Annotated in this window: 17 protein-coding genes and 1 riboswitch; of the genes, 1 reads left to right on the forward strand and 16 read right to left on the reverse strand. The window is 68.1% G+C overall.

Features of this window, described 5'->3' with window-relative positions:
• The 15 genes from ribB to L0H79_RS00075 all read right to left on the reverse strand — a co-directional run.
• Window positions 1–808, reverse strand: an 808-nt coding sequence (ribB, locus tag L0H79_RS00005; RefSeq protein WP_301482462.1) for a 3,4-dihydroxy-2-butanone-4-phosphate synthase, incomplete at its 3' end; no start/stop codon positions are given.
• On the reverse strand, window positions 805–1,431 hold the full coding sequence (locus tag L0H79_RS00010; protein ID WP_301482463.1) for a riboflavin synthase: 627 nt from the start codon (window positions 1,429–1,431) through the stop codon (window positions 805–807). The genes ribB and L0H79_RS00010, both read right to left, overlap by 4 nt.
• A gap of 2 nt (window positions 1,432–1,433) precedes the next feature.
• Window positions 1,434–2,447 carry a bifunctional diaminohydroxyphosphoribosylaminopyrimidine deaminase/5-amino-6-(5-phosphoribosylamino)uracil reductase RibD gene (gene ribD / locus L0H79_RS00015; RefSeq protein WP_301482464.1) on the reverse strand — a complete coding sequence of 338 codons (1,014 nt, stop codon included), beginning with the start codon at window positions 2,445–2,447 and terminating at the stop codon, window positions 1,434–1,436.
• Window positions 2,444–3,154, reverse strand: coding sequence for a nicotinamide mononucleotide transporter family protein (locus L0H79_RS00020; RefSeq protein ID WP_301482465.1), 711 nt, complete (start codon window positions 3,152–3,154; stop codon window positions 2,444–2,446). The genes ribD and L0H79_RS00020 overlap by 4 nt, the downstream gene beginning before the upstream one ends.
• Before the next feature lie 103 nt (window positions 3,155–3,257).
• A riboswitch (FMN riboswitch) is annotated at window positions 3,258–3,388 on the reverse strand.
• Between the two features lie 32 nt (window positions 3,389–3,420).
• Window positions 3,421–4,095, reverse strand: a complete 675-nt coding sequence (gene rpe, locus L0H79_RS00025) for a ribulose-phosphate 3-epimerase (RefSeq protein ID WP_301482466.1) — start codon at window positions 4,093–4,095, stop codon at window positions 3,421–3,423.
• A gap of 31 nt (window positions 4,096–4,126) precedes the next feature.
• Entirely contained in the window at window positions 4,127–5,152 is a 1,026-nt protein-coding gene (gene fgd / locus L0H79_RS00030) for a glucose-6-phosphate dehydrogenase (coenzyme-F420) (protein ID WP_301482467.1), read from the reverse strand.
• Window positions 5,153–5,274: 122 nt separating this feature from the next.
• Entirely contained in the window at window positions 5,275–7,908 is a 2,634-nt protein-coding gene (locus L0H79_RS00035; protein ID WP_301482468.1) for a bifunctional FO biosynthesis protein CofGH, read from the reverse strand.
• A 26-nt stretch (window positions 7,909–7,934) separates the two neighbouring features.
• Window positions 7,935–8,753, reverse strand: coding sequence for a MaoC/PaaZ C-terminal domain-containing protein (locus L0H79_RS00040; RefSeq protein ID WP_301482469.1), 819 nt, complete (start codon window positions 8,751–8,753; stop codon window positions 7,935–7,937).
• Window positions 8,750–9,937: an acyl-CoA dehydrogenase family protein gene (locus tag L0H79_RS00045; protein ID WP_301482470.1), complete on the reverse strand. Its 1,188-nt coding sequence runs from the start codon at window positions 9,935–9,937 to the stop codon at window positions 8,750–8,752. Before L0H79_RS00045 ends, L0H79_RS00040 begins: the two co-directional genes overlap by 4 nt.
• Before the next feature lie 10 nt (window positions 9,938–9,947).
• A complete protein-coding gene (locus L0H79_RS00050; protein WP_301482471.1) occupies window positions 9,948–10,715 on the reverse strand; it encodes an enoyl-CoA hydratase/isomerase family protein in 768 nt (255 codons plus the stop codon).
• Complete coding sequence (locus tag L0H79_RS00055; protein WP_301482472.1) at window positions 10,712–12,118, reverse strand: amidase; 1,407 nt, start codon at window positions 12,116–12,118, stop codon at window positions 10,712–10,714. Before L0H79_RS00055 ends, L0H79_RS00050 begins: the two co-directional genes overlap by 4 nt.
• The gene (locus L0H79_RS00060; RefSeq protein WP_301482473.1) at window positions 12,111–12,869 is read right to left on the reverse strand and encodes an SDR family NAD(P)-dependent oxidoreductase; all 759 of its coding nucleotides are present in this window, start codon (window positions 12,867–12,869) and stop codon (window positions 12,111–12,113) included. Before L0H79_RS00060 ends, L0H79_RS00055 begins: the two co-directional genes overlap by 8 nt.
• A 26-nt stretch (window positions 12,870–12,895) precedes the next feature.
• Window positions 12,896–13,894, reverse strand: a complete 999-nt coding sequence (locus L0H79_RS00065) for an LLM class flavin-dependent oxidoreductase (protein ID WP_301482474.1) — start codon at window positions 13,892–13,894, stop codon at window positions 12,896–12,898.
• A 2-nt stretch (window positions 13,895–13,896) separates the two neighbouring features.
• Entirely contained in the window at window positions 13,897–14,619 is a 723-nt protein-coding gene (locus L0H79_RS00070) for an alpha/beta fold hydrolase (RefSeq protein WP_301482475.1), read from the reverse strand.
• Between the two features lie 68 nt (window positions 14,620–14,687).
• Complete coding sequence (locus L0H79_RS00075) at window positions 14,688–16,271, reverse strand: AMP-binding protein (RefSeq protein ID WP_301482476.1); 1,584 nt, start codon at window positions 16,269–16,271, stop codon at window positions 14,688–14,690.
• A 119-nt stretch (window positions 16,272–16,390) separates the two neighbouring features.
• Here L0H79_RS00075 and L0H79_RS00080 point away from each other — a divergent pair, with 119 nt between their 5' ends.
• Entirely contained in the window at window positions 16,391–17,065 is a 675-nt protein-coding gene (locus L0H79_RS00080; protein WP_301482477.1) for a TetR/AcrR family transcriptional regulator, read from the forward strand.
• A 90-nt stretch (window positions 17,066–17,155) separates the two neighbouring features.
• Here the strand turns inward: L0H79_RS00080 and L0H79_RS00085 are convergent, their stop codons facing one another.
• Complete coding sequence (locus L0H79_RS00085) at window positions 17,156–18,424, reverse strand: amidase (protein ID WP_301482478.1); 1,269 nt, start codon at window positions 18,422–18,424, stop codon at window positions 17,156–17,158.
• Window positions 18,425–18,452 lie beyond the last annotated feature (28 nt).

An 18,452-nucleotide genomic window follows, 5' to 3' on the forward strand; every position in this document is an offset into this window, starting at 1 on the left:
CGCAGCGCAGCGAGCCGAACGCGTCGCCGGTCAGGCACTCGGAGTGCAGCCGGGTCAGGACGGGGCCGCGGCCCAGCCCGCGTGGGCTGATCAGGGCGACGTGCTCCTCGCCCGTGAAGGTGTCCCGGTACCCGTGGGCGGTGAAGGTGCCGTGCGCAGTCGGGATGCGGGGCGTCGCCAGCCGGGCGACGCGGGCGTGGCGCCGGCGCCACTCGATGAGCTCCTCGATGGTGATGACGGGCAGGTCGTGGGCATCACCCAGGTCGAGGACGGCGTCATAGCGCATCATCCGGCCGTCGTCGTGGACCAGCTCGCCGATGACGCCGACCGGTGGCAGTCCTGCGAGCCGGGTCAGGTCCGTCGCTGCCTCGGTGTGCCCCGGGCGGGCGAAGACACCGCCGGTCTTGGCCCGCAGCGGAAGCACGTGGCCGGGTCGTACCAGGTCGGTCGGCTTGCTCGCCGGGTCGGCGAGGACCTGGACGGTGCGGGTGCGGTCTGCCGCGCTGATGCCGGTCGTGACTCCCTCGGCCGCGTCGACGGAGACGGTGTAGGCGGTGCGGAGCGGGTCGCGGTTGTCGGCGACCATGAGGGGCAGCTCGAGGCGGTCGGCGACCTCGACGGTCGTCGGCGCGCAGAGGTAGCCGGACGAGTGCCGGATCGTCCAGGCGAGCCAGTGTTGCGTGGCGGTGCTGGCGGCGAGCACGACGTCGCCCTCGTTCTCCCGGTCGGCCGAGTCGAGGACGAGGACGGGCCGCCCCTGCGCGAGGGCGTGCAGGGCCTCCTCGATGGTGGACAGGTCACAGGTCATGACCGCACCTCCATTGCAGTGGCGTCCACCTGTGCTCGGGCCGGCAGCAGCCGCTCGACGTACTTCGCGAGGACGTCGACCTCGATGTTGACGATGTCACCGACCCCCTTGCGGCCCAGGGTCGTCAGCTCCAGCGTGGTCGGGATGAGGGAGACCGAGAAGCCGGCGTCCGACACGCCGGTCACGGTCAGGCTCACCCCGTCGACCGTGACGGAGCCCTTCACGGCGACATACCTCGCCAGGGTCGGGTCGAGCACGAGCTCGACGTCCTCCCAGCGCTCCCCCGGGGTCCGCGCGCCGATGGCCGCGGTGCCGTCGACGTGACCCTGCACGACGTGCCCGCCGAACCGGCCGTCGGCCGCCAGTGCGCGCTCGAGGTTGACCCGGTCACCCGGCGCGAGGGAGCCGAGCGAGCTGCGCCGCAGGGTCTCGGCCATCACATCGACCACGAAACCCGACTGGTCGTGGTCGGTCACGGTCAGGCACACGCCGTTGACCGCGATGGAGGCTCCCCGGACGGCGTCGGCCACGACGCGGGGCCCCTCGATCCGCAGGACCGCGGAGTCGGGCCCTCGATCGATCCTCGTGACGGTGCCGAGCTCCTCGACGATTCCGGTGAACATCGCTACTCCTTCGTCACAGCGTGGATGCGCACGTCATACCCGATCACGCGCACGTCATTGATCTGCAGCCGGCAGATGCCGGCCATGGTGGTGATGCCGAGGTCGCCCACGGCCGGTGCTCCTGACCCGAGCAGCGCAGGCGCGAGGTAGGCATAGACCTCGTCGACGAGGCCGGCACGGACGAACGCCGCGGCCAGCGTCGGCCCACCCTCGAGCCAGACGTCCCGGACACCCCTGTCCCACAGGGTCGCCAGGGCTTCGGAGGGGTCGTGTGTCGGCAGCCTCTGAAGGATTCCCGGGCCGGCTGCGACTTGGGCGCCGGGGGGCACGCGCCGGCGCCCCATGACGACGCGCAGCGGCTGGTTCTCAAGAGGTCGCCCGTCGGGGTCGCGCACCGTCAGCCGCGGGTCGTCGGCGAGCACCGTGCCGGTGCCGGCCAGCACCGCATCCCGCTCGGCGCGCAGCCGATGCACGTCGGCGCGCGACTCGACGCCGGTGATCCACTGGCTCGTGCCGTCGGCCGCCGCGCTGCGACCGTCGAGGGTCGCGGCGAACTTCCAGGTCACGAGCGGCCGACCGAGCCGGACGGTCCGGGCCCACCGTTCGTTGAGCGCCTCGGCGTCCGCCGCGCGACAGCCGCCGACGACCTGTACTCCGGCCCGCCGCAGCACCTCGGCTCCGCCTGCTGCCGCGGGGTTGGGGTCGGTCTGGGCGTACACGACCGCCCTGACCCCGGCAGCCACGAGCGCTTCTGCGCAGGGTCCGGTGCGTCCGGTGTGGGCACAGGGCTCCAAGGTGATGTAGGCCGTGCAGCCGCGGGCGCGCGCACCGGCCTGCGCCAGGGCGTCCGCCTCGGCATGAGCGGTGCCGGCACCCCGGTGGACCCCCTCGGCGAGGAGACCACCCGCGCCGTCGACCAGGACGCAGCCGACCCGGGGGTTCGGGTCCGGCCACGGCCCGAGCGCCGCGAGCTCGAGCGCGCGCTCCATCCACCGGCTGTCAAGGGTCATGGTCATGCCAGCCGCGCAGCTTCCGGCTCGGGGGTCGGGCTCTCGGTGCGAGAGGCCCTCAGCCAGACGACGAAGCCGTAGATGACGAACACCGAGTAGACGGCGTAGAGCACGGCGGTCGGCAGGTAGCCGGAGTGCACGAGCAGGGGCACCCCGACGAGGTCGACGCCGATCCAGCAGAGCCAGAACTCGTTCCAGCCCCGTGCCATCGCGTAGGTCGCGACCATCGAGCCGATGAAGATCCACGCGTCACACCAGTAGTACCACCTGGGTGCCGGCCAGCCGGCCCCGATGGTGGCGAAGACCCACTGCGTGACGACCAGTCCGGCGACCCAGACGACTGCCATGCCGAGCCGTTCCCGAGCGGTCGCCCAGCGGGGTGTGATCGCCGGCCTCGACGAGTCCCGCCCGTCCAGGCGCTGGACCTGCCGCCAGCGCCACCAGCCGTAGACGCTGGTCAGGATGAAGAAGATCTGCCGGCCGGACTGGCCGAAGAGCGGTGCCCGCCCGTCCTGGACGTCGAAGGTCACCGTGATGTAGACGAAGAAGAGCAGGACGTTGCCGATGATCCCGACCGGCCAGGCCCAGACTCGCCGCACCAGGCCGCCGACCGCTGAGCCGAGGCCGAACAGGACCCCGACCAGCTCGAGCCAGTGCAGCTCGTAGCCGCCGATCGGGATGCTCGCCTCGTAGAGCCAGCGCAGCACGTCCATCTGGGCTTCCTCGGGTGTCCGGTCGAATCCTGGGCCGAACTCCGGGGGAAGGAAACACCACATCCGGCGTGTGCACCGGTCCTGCGACCGAGGCTCACGCCAAACCCGTGCTGCCTCCCATCCGGACTTTCACCGTCGGTCCCGGAGTTTCACCAGGTCAGCCGACCGCTGGCTGCGGCCGGGTCGCGGACTGTCACCGCCGGCTCGGAATTACACCGACCCCGGAGCACGTACTTCGCATTATGGCACTCGACCGGGATGCGGTCCTAGCCGAGGCTCGTGTGATGGGACACGTGGTGCCGTACGAGTGCACGAAGGTGTTCCACGGCATCGGCGGCGTCCGGCGCGCCGTAGACGGCAGAGCCGGCGACGAAGACGTCGGCGCCGGCGTCGGCGCACTGCTCGATCGTCTCGGCGCTGACGCCGCCGTCGACCTGGACCCAGACCTGCCCGCCGCGGCGACGGATGGCGTCGCGGACCTCGCGCACCTTGGGCAGCTGGTCGACCATGAACGACTGCCCGCCGAATCCGGGCTCGACGGTCATGACGAGGACCATGTCGAGGTCGGCCAGCAGCTCCTCGTACGGCGCGAACGGCGTGGCCGGCTTCAGCGCCATGGCGGCGCGGGCGCCCGCGGCGTGGATGGCATGCGCGAGGCCGCGCGGGTCGTGGGCGGCCTCGATGTGGAAGGTGACCGAGCCGCAACCGGCCTCGGCGTACATCGGTGCCCAGCGGTCGGGATCCTCGATCATCAGGTGCGCGTCGATCGGGATCGGGCTGACCTTGAGCAGCGCCTCGACGACGGGCAGCCCCAGGGTGAGGTTGGGCACGAAGTGGTTGTCCATGACGTCGACGTGGGCCCAGTCGGCATTCTCGATCCGCCGCAGCTCCGCCTCGAGGTTGGCGAAGTCGGCGGACAGGATGCTCGGTGAGATCAGCACGGAGCCACCCCAAGCTGGCTCCGCCGCCCGCTCACGCCCACGGCTGCCCCGGGACGAGCTCGCGCAGCCCCGGGACCACATCCTCGGCGAAACTGGTGAGGAAGCGTTCCTGGTCATGGCCCGGCCCGTGGACGACGAGGTGGGAGAAACCGAGATCGGTGTACTCCTTCACTCGTGCGACGACCTCGGCAGGGTCCGAGGTGACTATCCAGCGCTTCGTCACGGTCTCCAAGGGCAGGCGGTCCGCAGCGGTCTCCATCTCCTCGGGACTGGCGATCGAGTGCTTCTCCGCGGCACTGAGCGACAGCGGTGCCCAGAACCGGCAGTTCTCGGCCGCCCGCTCGGCATCCCGATCGTAGGAGATCTTCATCTCGATCATCCTGTCGAGCCCTTCCACGCCGCGGCCAGCCTTCTGTCGACCCTCGGCGACCGCTGGCAGCAAGGCATCCGAGTAGAGGGAGGAACCTTTGCCAGAGGTACAGATGAAGCCGTCACCGGCCCGCCCGGCGTACCGCGCCACCATCGGTCCCCCGGCGGCGACATAGATGGCGGGCAGCTCATCCGGACGGTCGTAGATCCTTGCCCCGACAGCCCGGTAGTAGTCGCCGTCGAATGTCACTTCTTCCTCGGTCCACAGGGCCCGGATGAGGCGCACCGCTTCACGCAGTCGGCCGAAACGCTCCTTGAACTCCGGCCACTCCCCGTCTGCCACGGAGCCAACGGCGATCTCGTTGAGGGCCTCCCCCGTGCCAACCCCGAGCATCACCCTGCCGGGAGCCAGGCACCCCATGGTCGCGAACGTCTGGGCGATGACGGGCGGGTTGTAGCGGAACGTCGGGGTGAGTACCGAGGTCCCGACCAGAACCCGCTCGGTACGGGCCAGAACCCAAGGCATCCAGCCCAGGGCGCTGGGCGCGTGACCGCCTGTGAGTCGCCACGGTTGGAAGTGGTCGGAGATCATGACCGAGTCAAGGCCGAGTCGTTCGGCCAGTATGGCGTACTCGCCAAGTTCCTTGGGGCCGAACTGTTCAGCCGACGCCTTGTAGCCGATCTTCATTCGCTTTCCTCTCGCCGCCCTCGATGTGGGGGGCCGCTTCGAGCCTTCCCTCGGTGTTCTGGGAATGGCTACTGTCCAATGGATCGATGGACTTGTCTACCGTGAACGCCGTACGGGGGGCCTCACCGGCATGGAGGGCTCCCGACCAAGGGCAGCGACCTTCGGCTGCGCTCCACGAAGTCGTCGAACCTCGCCGTGCGTCCCGCAGCCTCCGTCGGCACCACCCCGTAGGTCGTGGTGCGCTGGCGAAGCGGCCGTCCCGCGATATCCGCGATGGACCGCATCTCGGCTACGGACTTCAGTGATCCGAAGGACGACCCGGCCATCCGGCTAATCGTCTCCTCCATCAGCGTCCCGCCGAGGTCGTCGGCTCCAGAGCCCAACATCGTGGCACACCCACTCGGGCCAAGCTTCACCCACGAGCACTGCACGTGGTCGACAAGGCCGTGCAACATGATCCGTGCCAGGGCGTGCACGGCGAGATTCTCGCGTTGGCTGGGCCCGGGCCGAGCCAGCCCGGCCAGGTAGATGGGCGCGTTGTGGTGGATGAAAGGCAGTGGTACGAACTCGGTGAACCCGTCGGTCTCGGCCTGGATCCGTGCCAAGAGCTTCAGGTGCGCCACCCAGTGACCAGGATGGTCGACGTGCCCGTACATCATCGTCGCGGTGGTGGGGATGCCGAGCCGGTGCGCGGTGGTTATGACCTCGACCCACGCAGAGGTCGGGAGCTTCCCCTTGGTGAGCACCCACCTGACCTCGTCGTCCAGGATCTCCGCGGCCGTCCCCGGCAGTGAGTCCACGCCGGCTTCGCGGGCGCGCTGCAGCCACTCCTTCACCGGGATCCCCATCCGGGTGGCGCCGTTGATGACCTCCATCGGGGAAAAGGCGTGCAGGTGCAGTTCTGGTGCCGCGGATTTCACCGTCTTAGCGAGGTCGAAGTAGTACGTCTCCGGCATTCGTGGGTCGATGCCTCCCTGCATGCAGACTTCTGTGGCACCGACCTCCCAAGCCTCCCGGGACCTTTCGAAGACCTGGTCCAGGGACAGGGTGTATGAGTCCGCGTCGTCACGACGCTGGGCGAACGCACAGAAGCGGCATCCCGTGTAGCAGACGTTGGTGAAGTTGATGTTCCGGTTGACCACAAAAGTGACGTCATCCCCCACGATGTCCGCCCGGAGCGCGTCCGCGATCGAGCACAGGTGGCGCAGCGCCGCTCCGTCGCAGGAGGCCAGAGCGAGAGCCTCGCGGTCGGAGAGCGCACCAGGACGGCTCTCGGCCGCCGCCAACGCCGCCTTCACGTCAGCGGGCAGCCGCGTCGGCGCGGCGACTCGTCGGGCTTCGGCTCGTACGGCTTCCCAGTTCCCGAAGGCTCCTCCCTCGGCGTCCTGGTCGCTGCGCGTCATCGTCCGACGCCCTTCACGGTCGATTGCGACGTGCAGGTCCGTCCGGCCGGAAGACGCCACGCCCGAGGTTGCTTCGCCACCCGGGTCGTCTGGTGGGGCGGCCCGGTCCTGCCACGGCCGCCCGATCACCTCGGAGCCCTCACGGGCCAGACCGGTCGCCGGGTCGACGAGCGCGGCCACATGGTCGGCCACTCTCGGATGGATCCACGGCTCCCCTCGGAGCACGAACTCGGGCCGCACAGCCAGTCGCTCCATCAAGCGAAACCCGGCATCTTGAGTGGCGCTCAGCAGCGTATCCACGTGTGGCCACGCCCTCTCGGGGTTGATGTGGTCCACGGTCACCGGAGATACACCACCCCAGTCGTCGATACCTGCTGCGACCAGGTCGGCAAGGGACTCCGGTTTTGTGAGGTTTGGCGGTGCCTGGATCGAGACCCCCGGGCCAAGCACGATCCTGGCGACGGCGATCATGGCGAGGTAGTCCTCATGCGCGAGGTCGGGAACTGCCCGCATGGCGGTGTCCGGCTTGGCCCGGAAATTCTGGACGATCACTTCTTGGATCCCCGAGTACAAGCGGGCGATGGTGCGGAGCTGGAGCACCGAGTCTGCGCGCTCCTGCAGGTTCTCCCCGATGCCCACGAGCAGTCCGGTCGTGAACGGGACACTGACCCGTCCGGCGTCGTGCAGCGTCCGCAACCGGACTGCCGGCTCCTTGTCAGGCGACGCATAGTGGCAGTTGCCCGGCTCCGAGAACAGCCGCTCCGATGTGGTCTCGAGCATCATCCCGATCGAGGCCGAGACCGGCTTGAGCCGTTGCAGCTCCTCCCACGAGAGCACCCCCGGGTTGAGGTGCGGTAGCAGACCGGTCTCCTCGAGCACCTTGATCGCGAGCGAGCGCAGGTAGTCGATCGTCGACGCATACCCTTTGCTCTCCAGCCACTGGGCCGCCTCGGGCCACCTGGCCTCCGGTCGGTCACCCAGGGTGAACAGCGCCTCCTTGCATCCGGCGGTGGCGCCCGCCCGACAGATGTCGAGGACCTCGTCGGGCGACAGGTACGGCTCGGCGACTTTGGCGGGCGGCTGGACGAAAGTGCAGTAGTGGCAGCGGTCCCGGCACAGTCGGGTGACCGGCACGAACACGTTCCTCGAGTAGGTGATCGTGGCTGGTCGTCCCTGGTCTGCCAGGGCGCGGTCCCGGATCCCTGCGGCGATCCCGCAGAGCTCGGTCAGCGCTTCTCCGCGCACCGCCAGGAGCGGTACGAGCTCTTCGGCCGACAGACTGCGGCCGAGCGCCGCCCGATGCAGGGCGCGTCGTACCTCTCGCGGGTTGGGGTCGCCTGAGTAGGTCAGCACGTCCGCAGGTCACGTCCTCTGCTCGTTCATCGGGTTCCACTGAACCGGGCGGTGCCGGCTCTGAGCACGGCGGTCTCACCGACCTTGGCTTCGAAACGGACCACGCCGTCACGAACCCCCGACCGCACCTCGATCTCGTCGCCGGGCAGCACCGGTGCCGTCAGCCGGACGCTCAGCTCGGTGAGATCTGCAGGGTGGGCTCCGGTCTGACCGGCGAGGATTCGGGTGGCGATGCCAAGCGTGCACAACCCGTGCAAGATCGGTCGGGCGAACCCGTTGGCGGCCGCGACTTCGGGGTCGATATGCACCGGGTGCCGGTCGCCGGTCAACCGGTACAGGACCGCCAGTCCCCTACTGGTCGCGTAGTGGTCGCTGTGGTTCATCTCGACGGGTTCGGCCGCAGAGCTCGACGGGCCTCGTTCCCCACCGAAGCCGCCCAAGCCCGGCAGGAAGATGTCGTAGGTGGCGGAGAACTCCCGCGAGGTCACCTCGACCTGTACCAGGGCGGCCTTGCCCTTGTCCAGGACGGCCGCGACCCGGCCGCGCATCTCGATCTGTCCGGAGCTCGGCATGGGACGGTGCACCACAAGTCGCTGGGCTGCGTGCAGCGAGCGGGTCGGATCGTAGGCTCCCAGTCGGCCCGCAGCCTCGACTGCCCACAACCCAAGAGCACAGGCGTAGGTGGGCAGAACTCGCAGGTCTCGCTCGTAGACCAGGTCCAGCCTGTCCTCCGGAGCACCGACGGCCAGTGCATAGAGGATCGCCGCGGCCTCGTCGTATGACGCGGTGTGGGTGCCCAGGTCCGTGTCGACCAGGTCGGCGAGAGCGCGTGTCGGGTCGCTCATCGGAACGCCGCCAGTCCGGTGATCGCCTGACCGAGCGTGAGGGTGTGGATCTCGTTGGTGCCCTCGTAGGTGTAGACGGACTCGAGGTTGGTCATGTGCCGGATGACCGGGTACTCCAGGGTGATCCCGTTGGCGCCAAGGCTGTTACGTGCCTCCCGGGCGACCTCGACCGCCTGACGAACGTTGTCCATCTTGCCGAAGCTGACCTGGGCAGGGGTGAGCCGTCCGGCGTCCTTGAGCCGGCCAAGGTGTAGCGCAACCAAGGTGGACCGGTTGACGCTGACCATCATCTCGACGAGCTTGCGCTGCACCAATTGGAAGCCGGCGATGGGCTTGCCGAACTGCTGACGGCTCAGGCTGTAGTCGAGGGCTGCCTCGTAGCAGGCACGGGCGGCCCCGACCGCCCCGAACAGAATCCCGAAGCGCGCCTCGTTCAGGCATGACAGCGGGCCGCGGAGCCCGACGACGCCAGGCAACACCGCCGACTCCGGCTGGCGGACATCCTCGAGCGCCAGTTCTGAGGTGACCGAGGCTCGCAGCGAGGCCTTGGCATGGATGTTGTTGGCGGTGAACCCAGGCGTCTGCGTGGGGACGACGAAGCCGCGGATGCCTTCGTCGGTGCGGGCCCAGATCACGGCCACATCGGCGATGCCGCCGTTGGTGATCCACATCTTGGTGCCGTTGAGCACCCAGTCGGAGCCGTCCTTGCGGGCGACGGTGCGCATGCTGCTCGGGTCGGACCCCGAGTCGGGTTCGGTGAGGCCGAAGCAGCCGATCGCCTCGCCCGCAGCCATCCGCGGCAACCACTCCTGCTTCTGCTCATCAGAGCCGAACGCGTGAATGGGAAACATCGCCAACGAGCCCTGCACGGACACGAAGCTACGGAATCCGGAGTCGCCTGCCTCGAGCTCGAGACAGGCCAAGCCATAGCTCACCGCGTTCGTACCAGCGCAGCCGTAGCCCTCCAGATGCATTCCCAGCAGGCCCAGGCTGCCCATCTCCTTCGCAAGCTCGCGGGGAAAGACCCCTGCCTCATACCACCCAGCGATGTCTGACAGGATGCGATCCTCGACGAAGCGTCGTACCGTCTGCTTGATCGCGCGCTCGTCGTCATCGAGCAGGCCTTCGATGGCCAAGAAGTCGCGTGGTTCGTTCGCACGTCGCGGGTCCAGGGCTTTGCTCATCGTGGCTCCTTCATCTCGTGGTGGTGGTCGACTCACGGTCCACGTGGTGATCGTGGGCGGCTTGGATCGCTCGGCGTCTGGCCGGTGAGTCGAGCAGTTCGATACGTCGTCGCTCCCAGCCAACCGGGTCGACGTTGTCGGTGACCACCGCATCGAGGAAGCCCTTGGTGGCCGCGACTGCGGCGAGCTCAGCTCGGGTGATCCGCGCGAGAACCTCGGTGGCGTGGGCGGTCGTCGCGCCGTGCGGGACCACTGAGGTGGCCAGCCCGGCTGCCGAGGCCGCCGGACCGCTGAACCGCTCACCGAGGAGAAACAGTCGCCGAACCACATCGATCGGGTAGGTGCGGGCGTGCCGCTCAAGGGCATCGGGGCTGTAGAGCAACCCCAACCGGACCGCCGGCACCTGGACGTAGCCGTCCTCGGCGATGACGCGCAGATCGCACGCGAGGGCAATGTCGGCGGCGGCCCCCAGGCAGGGCCCCTCGATGGCGGCCGCGACGACCCGCGGGCACTGCAGGATCGCGGTCCGCGCTCGCGTGACGTCGTCGTCATACGCGATGTCGTCCTTCGTTCCGTTCAGCTCCGCGAAGTCGGCTCCGGCGGAGAAGCTGCCTGCCTCCCCGCGCAGGACGAGCCCGGTCACGTCGTCAGGGATGTCGGTCAGCGCTTCGGCCAGCCCGTGGAGCATGTCGCGGGTCAGGGCATTGCGGCGTTTCGGTGCGTCGAGCACCAGGTGCAGAACGCTGCCGTGTCGCTGTGTGGCCAAGCCGACAGTCATCGGGCAACGGACCCTTGCGCAAGCAACCAGCGCTGCATCATCTCGGTGCGATCGAAGCCAACCGCTTCCTCGAGGTCTTCGGAGATGTCGAGCAGGATCTGTTCGCGACCTGCGCGAGCCACCAGTTGTGCGCCGACAGGCAGCCCGTCGGCCAAGCCACAGGGCAGTGAGGCCGCGGCGACACCGGCGGTGTTGAAAGGCACGGCGAACGGGAACGCACCCCACAGCGCGTCGACGTCCTGACCGTTGATCTGGCTCGGCCGCTGCCCGAGCGGAAAGGCTGGGACAGCGGTCGTCGGGGTCAACAGTACGTCGTAGTGGTCAAACAGCTGGTCGATGCGCCGCCGGTACTCCGGCAGCGCGTCGTGGGCGCGCTGCACGTCTGCAGGGTCGAGTTTGAGGGCGGCTCGAAGCGATGACCGCTCGTAGCGGGTGAGCTCGTCGGCGAAACGTTCCAGCAGGTGGCCGCGCTCGCGGTGCTCGTCGTCGAGCACGAGAGGACCGAAGATCTCATCCCATCCCCGCAACGGCAGGTCGGTGAGGGTGACGACGTGACCCAGTGACGACAGTGCCTGGGACGCGTGCTCGACCGCTGCCGCAACCCCCGGATCCACCGGCCGTCCCTCGGGTGCAGGACAGTACCCGACCCGAAGAGCTCGTGCCACGGACCGCCGGTCGAAGTCTCGGCCGGCGAGCGCGCTCAACATGACCCGGGCGTCAGCCACCCGAGAGGCCAGCGGGCCGGCACTTACGAAGTCGGTCATCGCGCGGAAGCCCTTTTCGTCCGGTACCACCCCCGGTGATGGCTTGAGGCCGTAGAGCCCGGTGAACGCGGCCGGGATCCGAATGGACCCGCCGCCATCGGAGCCGACCGCAACCGTTGCCAGCCCTGCCGCGACCGAGGCAGCTGCGCCCCCGCTGGACCCACCGGGCGTCCGGGTCGGGTCCCACGGGTTGCCCGTGTCTGGCCCCAAGAGGTTGTCTGTTGTCGCCGACTGGCCGAACTCGGCGGTGTTGGTCTTGCCGAGGAACACGCCACCGGCACCACGTAACCGTCGGACGACACCCGAGTCCTGCTTTGCGACCTGGTCGCGGTACACGCGTGAGCCGAGGGTGGTGACCACGCCACTGATGTGGAAGGCATCCTTCACCGAGATCGGCACTCCGGCCAGTGGACCGACCTGCCTGCCTTCGGCATAGGCCTGCTCGGCTTCGCGAGCCTGCTCGTGTGCCATTTCCGCGGTGACCCGGACGAAGGAGTGCAGCTGCGGGTCGAGCTCCTCGATACGGGCGAGGAAGCCGTCGGTGACCTCGACAGGGCTGAGCTCCTTGCTACGGTATCCCGCCAGCAGCTCGGCCACCGAGCGCCATGGCAGGTCGCCGCCGACCGGCCGCTCAGCCATGTGGATACACTCCCCCGCTGATCCCGTAGACCTCACCCGTGACGTAGCCGGCCTGGTCGGAAACGAGGAACGAGGTCAGGTTGGCGATGTCGTCCGGCTGGCCGATGCGGCCGACCAAGGAGCGCTTCTCGGCATACCCGCTGAAGAACTCGTCAGGGTAGATCCTGCGCAGGAAGTCGTTGTAGATCAGCCCCGGGGTGATGGCATTGACGCGGACGCCGTGCTTCCCGTTCTCTGCCGCGGCCACACGCGTCAGTGCCAGGACGCCGGCCTTCGCCGCGGAGTACGCCGCACCATGCTCGGTCGAGGTCTCGTAGGCAGCAATCGAGCTGATGTTGACGATCGACCCGGAACCTGCCTTGATCATGTGCGGCAGCGCGTAACGCAGGCCCAGGAAGGTTCCAGTCAGGTCGACATCGATACAGCGCTGCCACGTCTCCAAGGACATCTCGGCCACGGGCTCGATCTTCGACCAGCCGGCGTTGTTGACCAGCACATCGAGTCGACCGCGCTCGGACACGACACGGTCCATCGCGATCTCTATCGCGGCGGGATCGGTGACATCGAGAACGAGGGAGGTGAAGTCCCGACCGTGTTGCTCGGTCAGCGCTTCGGCAAGCTGTGCACTGCGACGCTCGTGGGCGTCGGTCACCACCACGTCGAACCCGTCTGCGGCGAGGCGTTTGCTGATTGCGGCGCCGATGCCCGCACCTGCGGCTGCGGTTACCAGGGCAACCTTTCGCTCTGTCATGAGTCTCCTTTAGGTCGTGGTTCCGGTCAGGCCTTCACCGCGGGGATGATTTCGCTGGCCAGCTGCTCCATGTGCTTCATGCGGCCACCGGACAGCAGGGCGAACGTGATCCTGTCGATGTCCAGTGCGCACAGCTCCTTGAGCCGTGCGACGCAGTGGTCGACGGTGCCGGCCAGTGCGACCGACTTGACGAACTCATCGCTGACGACCTGCTTGTGACCTGCATGTCGAGACAGATGATCCACGAGGTGGTACTGGGAGTTCGCAGCCGCGAACTCGGGACGGAACTTCTCCCACGCCCGTGGCATGGTCTTCCACACGTCGAATGTGGCAGCCTGGCTGGTCGCCCACGCACGCACACCGGACAGTGCCTTCTCCTCGTCGTCATCGGCAGCCATGGTGACGATCAGGTCGATGGTCAGCTCGGAGCGGTCCCGACCCTCCTTCTCCAGGCCTTCGTAGATGTACTTCAGCTGCCAGTCGATGAACTCGGGATCGGCCGCCCCCATCAGGACGGCCCCGTCGCACTTCTTGCCGCACAGCCGAAGCATCCCTGGCTGGGACACCGCAAGATAGATCGGGATCTGCCGGGTCGCGGTGGCCAGCTTCACCTTGGTGCCGTAGAGCTCTTGCTCCTCGCCGGTGAACAAGGCACGGAACTCGTCGATCCCCGCGGACAGCTCGCCAAGCTTCGAGGGCTGACCACCTGCGCCGTAGACCGCGGACCAGCCCGCCCCGAGACCGAGCATGGCATGCCCGTCGGACAGCTCGTCGATGGCGATCGTCGCGTTCGCGGTGACCGTGGGATGCCGGGTGAGCAGGTTGGTCACGGCCGACCCGACATCCATCTTCGTGGTGGCCATCGCAGCGAGGTTCATCGCAGCGTAGACGTCCTTCATGCCAAGCTGGAAGTCGATGAACCACATCGCCTCGAAGCCTTTGGCCTCGGCCGCGGCGGCGAGCTCGGTGACGTTGGCAAGTGGTTCACGCGGGCTGACGCCCATCGAGAGTCCCCAGCGGTCCATGGTCAGTTCCTTTCGTTGAGCGTGACGCGCAACACCTCGGTCACGCCCCGTGGATTGTCGATGTTCACCAGGTGCCCGGCGTCCGAGATCTCGTGGTAATGGCCGTCCGGGAGAGCGTCTAGGATGATCTGCGCTGCCTTGAGGGGGCAGAACGTGTCGTGCGCGGCCCCGACCACGTCGACGTGCGCGCTCAGCGTGGCGAGCGACGGGGTCAGCGGGTCCTGGTGAAGGCCGGCCATGGCCTTGGCCGCGTTGCAGTAACCTACGCCGTCACCCACGGCGGCCAGCCGCGCAGCGACCACTCGGTCGAGTTGCTCAGTCGCCACGGCCAGCCCGGCGGCCGTGTCGTCACGCAGCGCGGCCGCAAACTCCGGTGAGGCGGTATCGGCAGCCATCTCGATGCGGGCCTGATAGAAGCCCGCCGCAGTCCGCCCGACCACCGAGGAGGTGCCCAGTACGACCGCCTGCCGCACCAGGTCCGGACGATGGGTCGCGGCCCAGAGCGCGACCGTACCGCCGAGGGAGAACCCCACCACGATGGCCGGACCGCTGACCTGCTCGAGGAAACCCACCAGGTCGCCGCCCAGCTGAGCGAGAGTGGCGTCGGCGGCACCGACGGTGGTGTCACCATGACCGCGAAGGTCGTAGGCAAACGTGTGGAAGTCGCCGAGCGCAGCCTGTTGGTTCGACCAGGTGTGGCGGTCCTCGGCGAGGCCATGCACCATGACGACCGACTCACCGGTGCCTGCCTCGGTGTAGGCAACGTCGATGTCGCCGATCCTCGGGATGTTCATCATGCCTCCAACTGACGTTGCAGATCGATCTTTCGGATCTTCCCAGCTGCGGTGACCGGCATCTCCTGGACGCAGACGAGCACCTCGGGCAGCTTGCGCGGGGACAGGCCGCGCTCGCTGAGCCAGTCATTCAGCTCCTCGAGCGTGGGGGCCGTGCCGTTGGGCACGATGACGGCACAGATGCGCTCACCCAGCCGCTCATCGGGTGACCCGATCACAGCTACCCGGCGCACAGCCGGGTGTGCCGCGATCGCGTCTTCGATCGGGACGGGCGAGATGTTCACCCCGCCGCGGATGATGAGATCCTTCAGGCGCCCGGTCAGGTGCAGGTAGCCGTCGGCGTCGATGGTCGCCAGGTCACCGGTCTTGAAGAACCCCTCAGGAGTGACCAAAGAGCGGTACAGCTCATCCTGTCCGAGGTAGCCGATGAAGACCTGTGGGCCGCGAATCGCCAGCTCACCGGACCCGCCGGGGTCCGGGTCGAGGATCGTCAGCTCCAGGTCCGGCAACGGCGTACCCGCGGAGGAGGTGAGCTTGGCCCGGTCACCGCCCGGAACACAGGTCGTCCCGGCACCCTCGGTCATCCCCCACAGCACGGTGACGAAGGTGTGGGGCGCTTGCTCGGCCGCGTCCTCGAGCAGGCTCGGCGGCACCGGGGCGCCACCACACAGGAAGATCCTCAAGGAGGCCAGCTTGGGTCGGTCCCGCTCCCAAGGGACGTCCATGATGTCCTTGAGAAAGGGCGTTGCCGCTGCGGAGAACACGCACTGGTGCTCCTCGACCAGCTCGATCCCGTGTGCTGGATCCCAGTGCTCCTGCAGAACCAGCGTGGCTCCGGTCCACAGCGAGAGCCGACCTCCGTGCCAGGCGCCCACGCTGTGTCCCAGCGGCGAGGGCATGAAGATGGGAGTGTCCTCGCTCACGCCGAACCGGTCCGAGAAGGCTCGGTTGACCGTCGCGAGGGTGTCTTCGGTGTGCATCACCGCCTTGGGCATGCCCGTCGTGCTCGAGGTGAACATCACGTGGGCGACGCCCTCGGGAATCCCTGGTTCCTCAACGGACCCTTCGACACGGCTCCAGCTCAGCTGCCCGTCCGCTTCGAGCACCGCGAGGCCGACTGAACGACCGGTGGCCCGCGCCGAGGCCAACGCCCAGTCACCGGTGGAGCGGCTACGTGAGATTCGGGGGGCGACGATGGCACGAGCACCGATCAGGCCCACGATGTAGGACAAGGTCGTCGCGTCGGTGGTCAGCGGGAGTGTCGCAGGGATCGCGCCGAGCCGGAGCGCGCCCAAGAAGCCGATCTGCCAAGCTGCGGTGTTGGGCAGGTAGATGAGCACACTCTCGCCCTCGCGAACCCCGACCTCCTGCAGGTCCGCGGCGAAACCACCCGCCTCCCGCCACAGTTCGGCACGGGTCAGTCTCGTCCCGCGGTCGTCCACGAGGGCCAGACGGTCGGGCCCGGCGTCGACAAGACGGGCGAAGCGGTCGGCCAGACGTTCCCCGGTCCACCAACCCGCAGAACGGTACACCTCGGCTAGCCGCGCGCCGGTCGCTGTCGTGGACTCCCTGGTGCTGGTCACGTCTAGATCCTCTTGGGTTCGGGTGCAACTGTCAAGAGAGTGACATCGCTTTTTCTAAAGTTCGACGTCGCTTCTGTTATAGTTTCGGCTCACTCCCGACCAAGGAACAGGCCCCGCACGTGTCTGCACGACCGACGACATCGAAGGGTCTGCGCACGCGCGCACACCTGTTGAACTCGGGCAGGGAGGTCTTCGCGCGCGATGGCTACGTGGACGCACGGATGAGCGATGTCGCGGAAGTGGCAGAGATCTCGATGGGCGGCCTGTACCGGTACTTCGCGAACAAGGAGGAACTATTCGCCCAGGTGATCGCTGACCTCCACGAGCAGTTCTACCGGGCCAGCACGGCACAGGAGCACGATTTCGCGACCGAACCCTACGAAGTGCTGGTCGAGGCGAACCGCGGATACCTGGAGGTGTATCGGGAGCGAGGTGAGGTCATGCGCGCCTTCATCCAGGCCGCTCATGTGGTGGACCGGTTTCGCGACTATTGGTGGCAGATGCGTGATCGTCACGTCCAGCGGTTCGTCGTGACGCTCGAGCGCGTGCACGGGATCACGCGGGTGAATGGGGTCGATGCCGCACTGGCCGCCGAGTCGGTTGCGTGCATGGTGGAGCAGTCTGCCTATGTGTGGTTCGCCCAGCAGAGCCTGCGCGCCTCCGAGGTCGACCTGGAGGACGCTACCCGGGTCGTCGCCCATGCATGGTACGCCACCTTCTTCGCCCCGTCGGCGCACGCGCCGGACTCCCGGGGCCAACGACTCGCGGAAACACGCGGGCAACCTCCTGCGTGACCGGAGGCCGCGTGTCCGGCGCGCACTGACCTGCTTGGCGCGAGCAAAACCCCCGCAACGCCCCACGCGCCCTGGTTCCATCACGCAGCCTTACGGGATCGGGCTCGCGAGCCGGTCGAAGATGGCCTGCCCGGCTGCGAAGAGCAGAGCCTCGCTGTGCCGACGACCGGTCAGTTGGACGCCGACGGGCAGACCGTCGGCAACGCCGGCGGGTACCGCCAGGGCGGGATGACCAGTGACATTGGCGAACGCCGTGTCCCGGCACAGCACCCAGTCGCGGTTCTCGGCCACGTCGTCGAGCATCACCTGCTCGACGTAGGCACGCGGAGCCGTGCAGGGTATGCCGTTCAGCAGTGCCACGTCGAAGGAGGTGAACAGGCGATTCCAGTCCCGGATGATCGCTCTGCGGGACTGGAGTGCCTCAAGATAGTCGGATGCCGTGGTACGCAGCGCGTCCTGGAGCCGCTCTCGGACATAGGGGGAGTAGTCGGCACCGCGCGAGGCCAGCATGGACCGATGCACCTGCCCAGCCTCGGCAGCCATGATGGTGAAGTTGACCCGCGTGGCATCGGCGAGCCGGGGGGCACCCTCGAGGGACTCCACGACGGCGCCTGCGTCCTCGAGTGCTTGCGATGCTGCTCGGTGCGCTTGCCGAACCGGCTCTTCGAGGGCCTCCTGGGGAGGTATCACACAGACGCGCAGGTCCCGTACCGTCCGGAGCGGTCCCATCCCGATCGACGTGCTCGACGTCGACCGCAGCACGGAATGAAGCAGCGCCGCGTCCTGGGGGGTGCGGGCGAGTGGCCCGACGCAGTCGAGGGTCCTCGACAGAGGGAAGACACCGCGGGTGCTGACGTCGCCCTTGGTCGGTTTCAGCCCAACCACCCCACACAGCGCGGCCGGGATCCGCACCGACCCTGCGGTGTCGGTCCCCAGGGCACCGAAACACGTACCCGATGCCAGCGCAGCGGCGCTGCCACCTGAGGAACCACCGACCATCCGGTCCAGGTCCCACGGATTGCGTGTCGGCTCTGTCGTCCCGCCGTAGGCGAACTCGTGGGTGTTGGCCTTGCCGACCAGGACTGCGCCGGCTTCGCGGAGCCGTCGCCAGGCGATGCTGTCCCGGTGGGCCACGTTGTCCGCAAGGGCCCTGCTGCCCGCCGTAGTGACCAAACCCCGCACGTCGAAGAGATCCTTGACCGCGATCGGTACCCCGGTGAGTACCGGAGCCTGCTCCCGGTCGTGGTCGAGCGTGGCCTGTGCGCTGCGGGCCTGCTCGAGTGCCGCCTCCGCAGTCACGTTGACGAAGGCCTGAACCCGGGGTTCCACTTCCTCGATGCGGGCCAGGACGGCTTCCACGACTTCGACCGCACCGACTTCGCGGCTC

The organism is Intrasporangium sp. (assembly GCF_030452765.1).
GTDB lineage: Bacteria > Actinomycetota > Actinomycetes > Actinomycetales > Dermatophilaceae > Intrasporangium_A.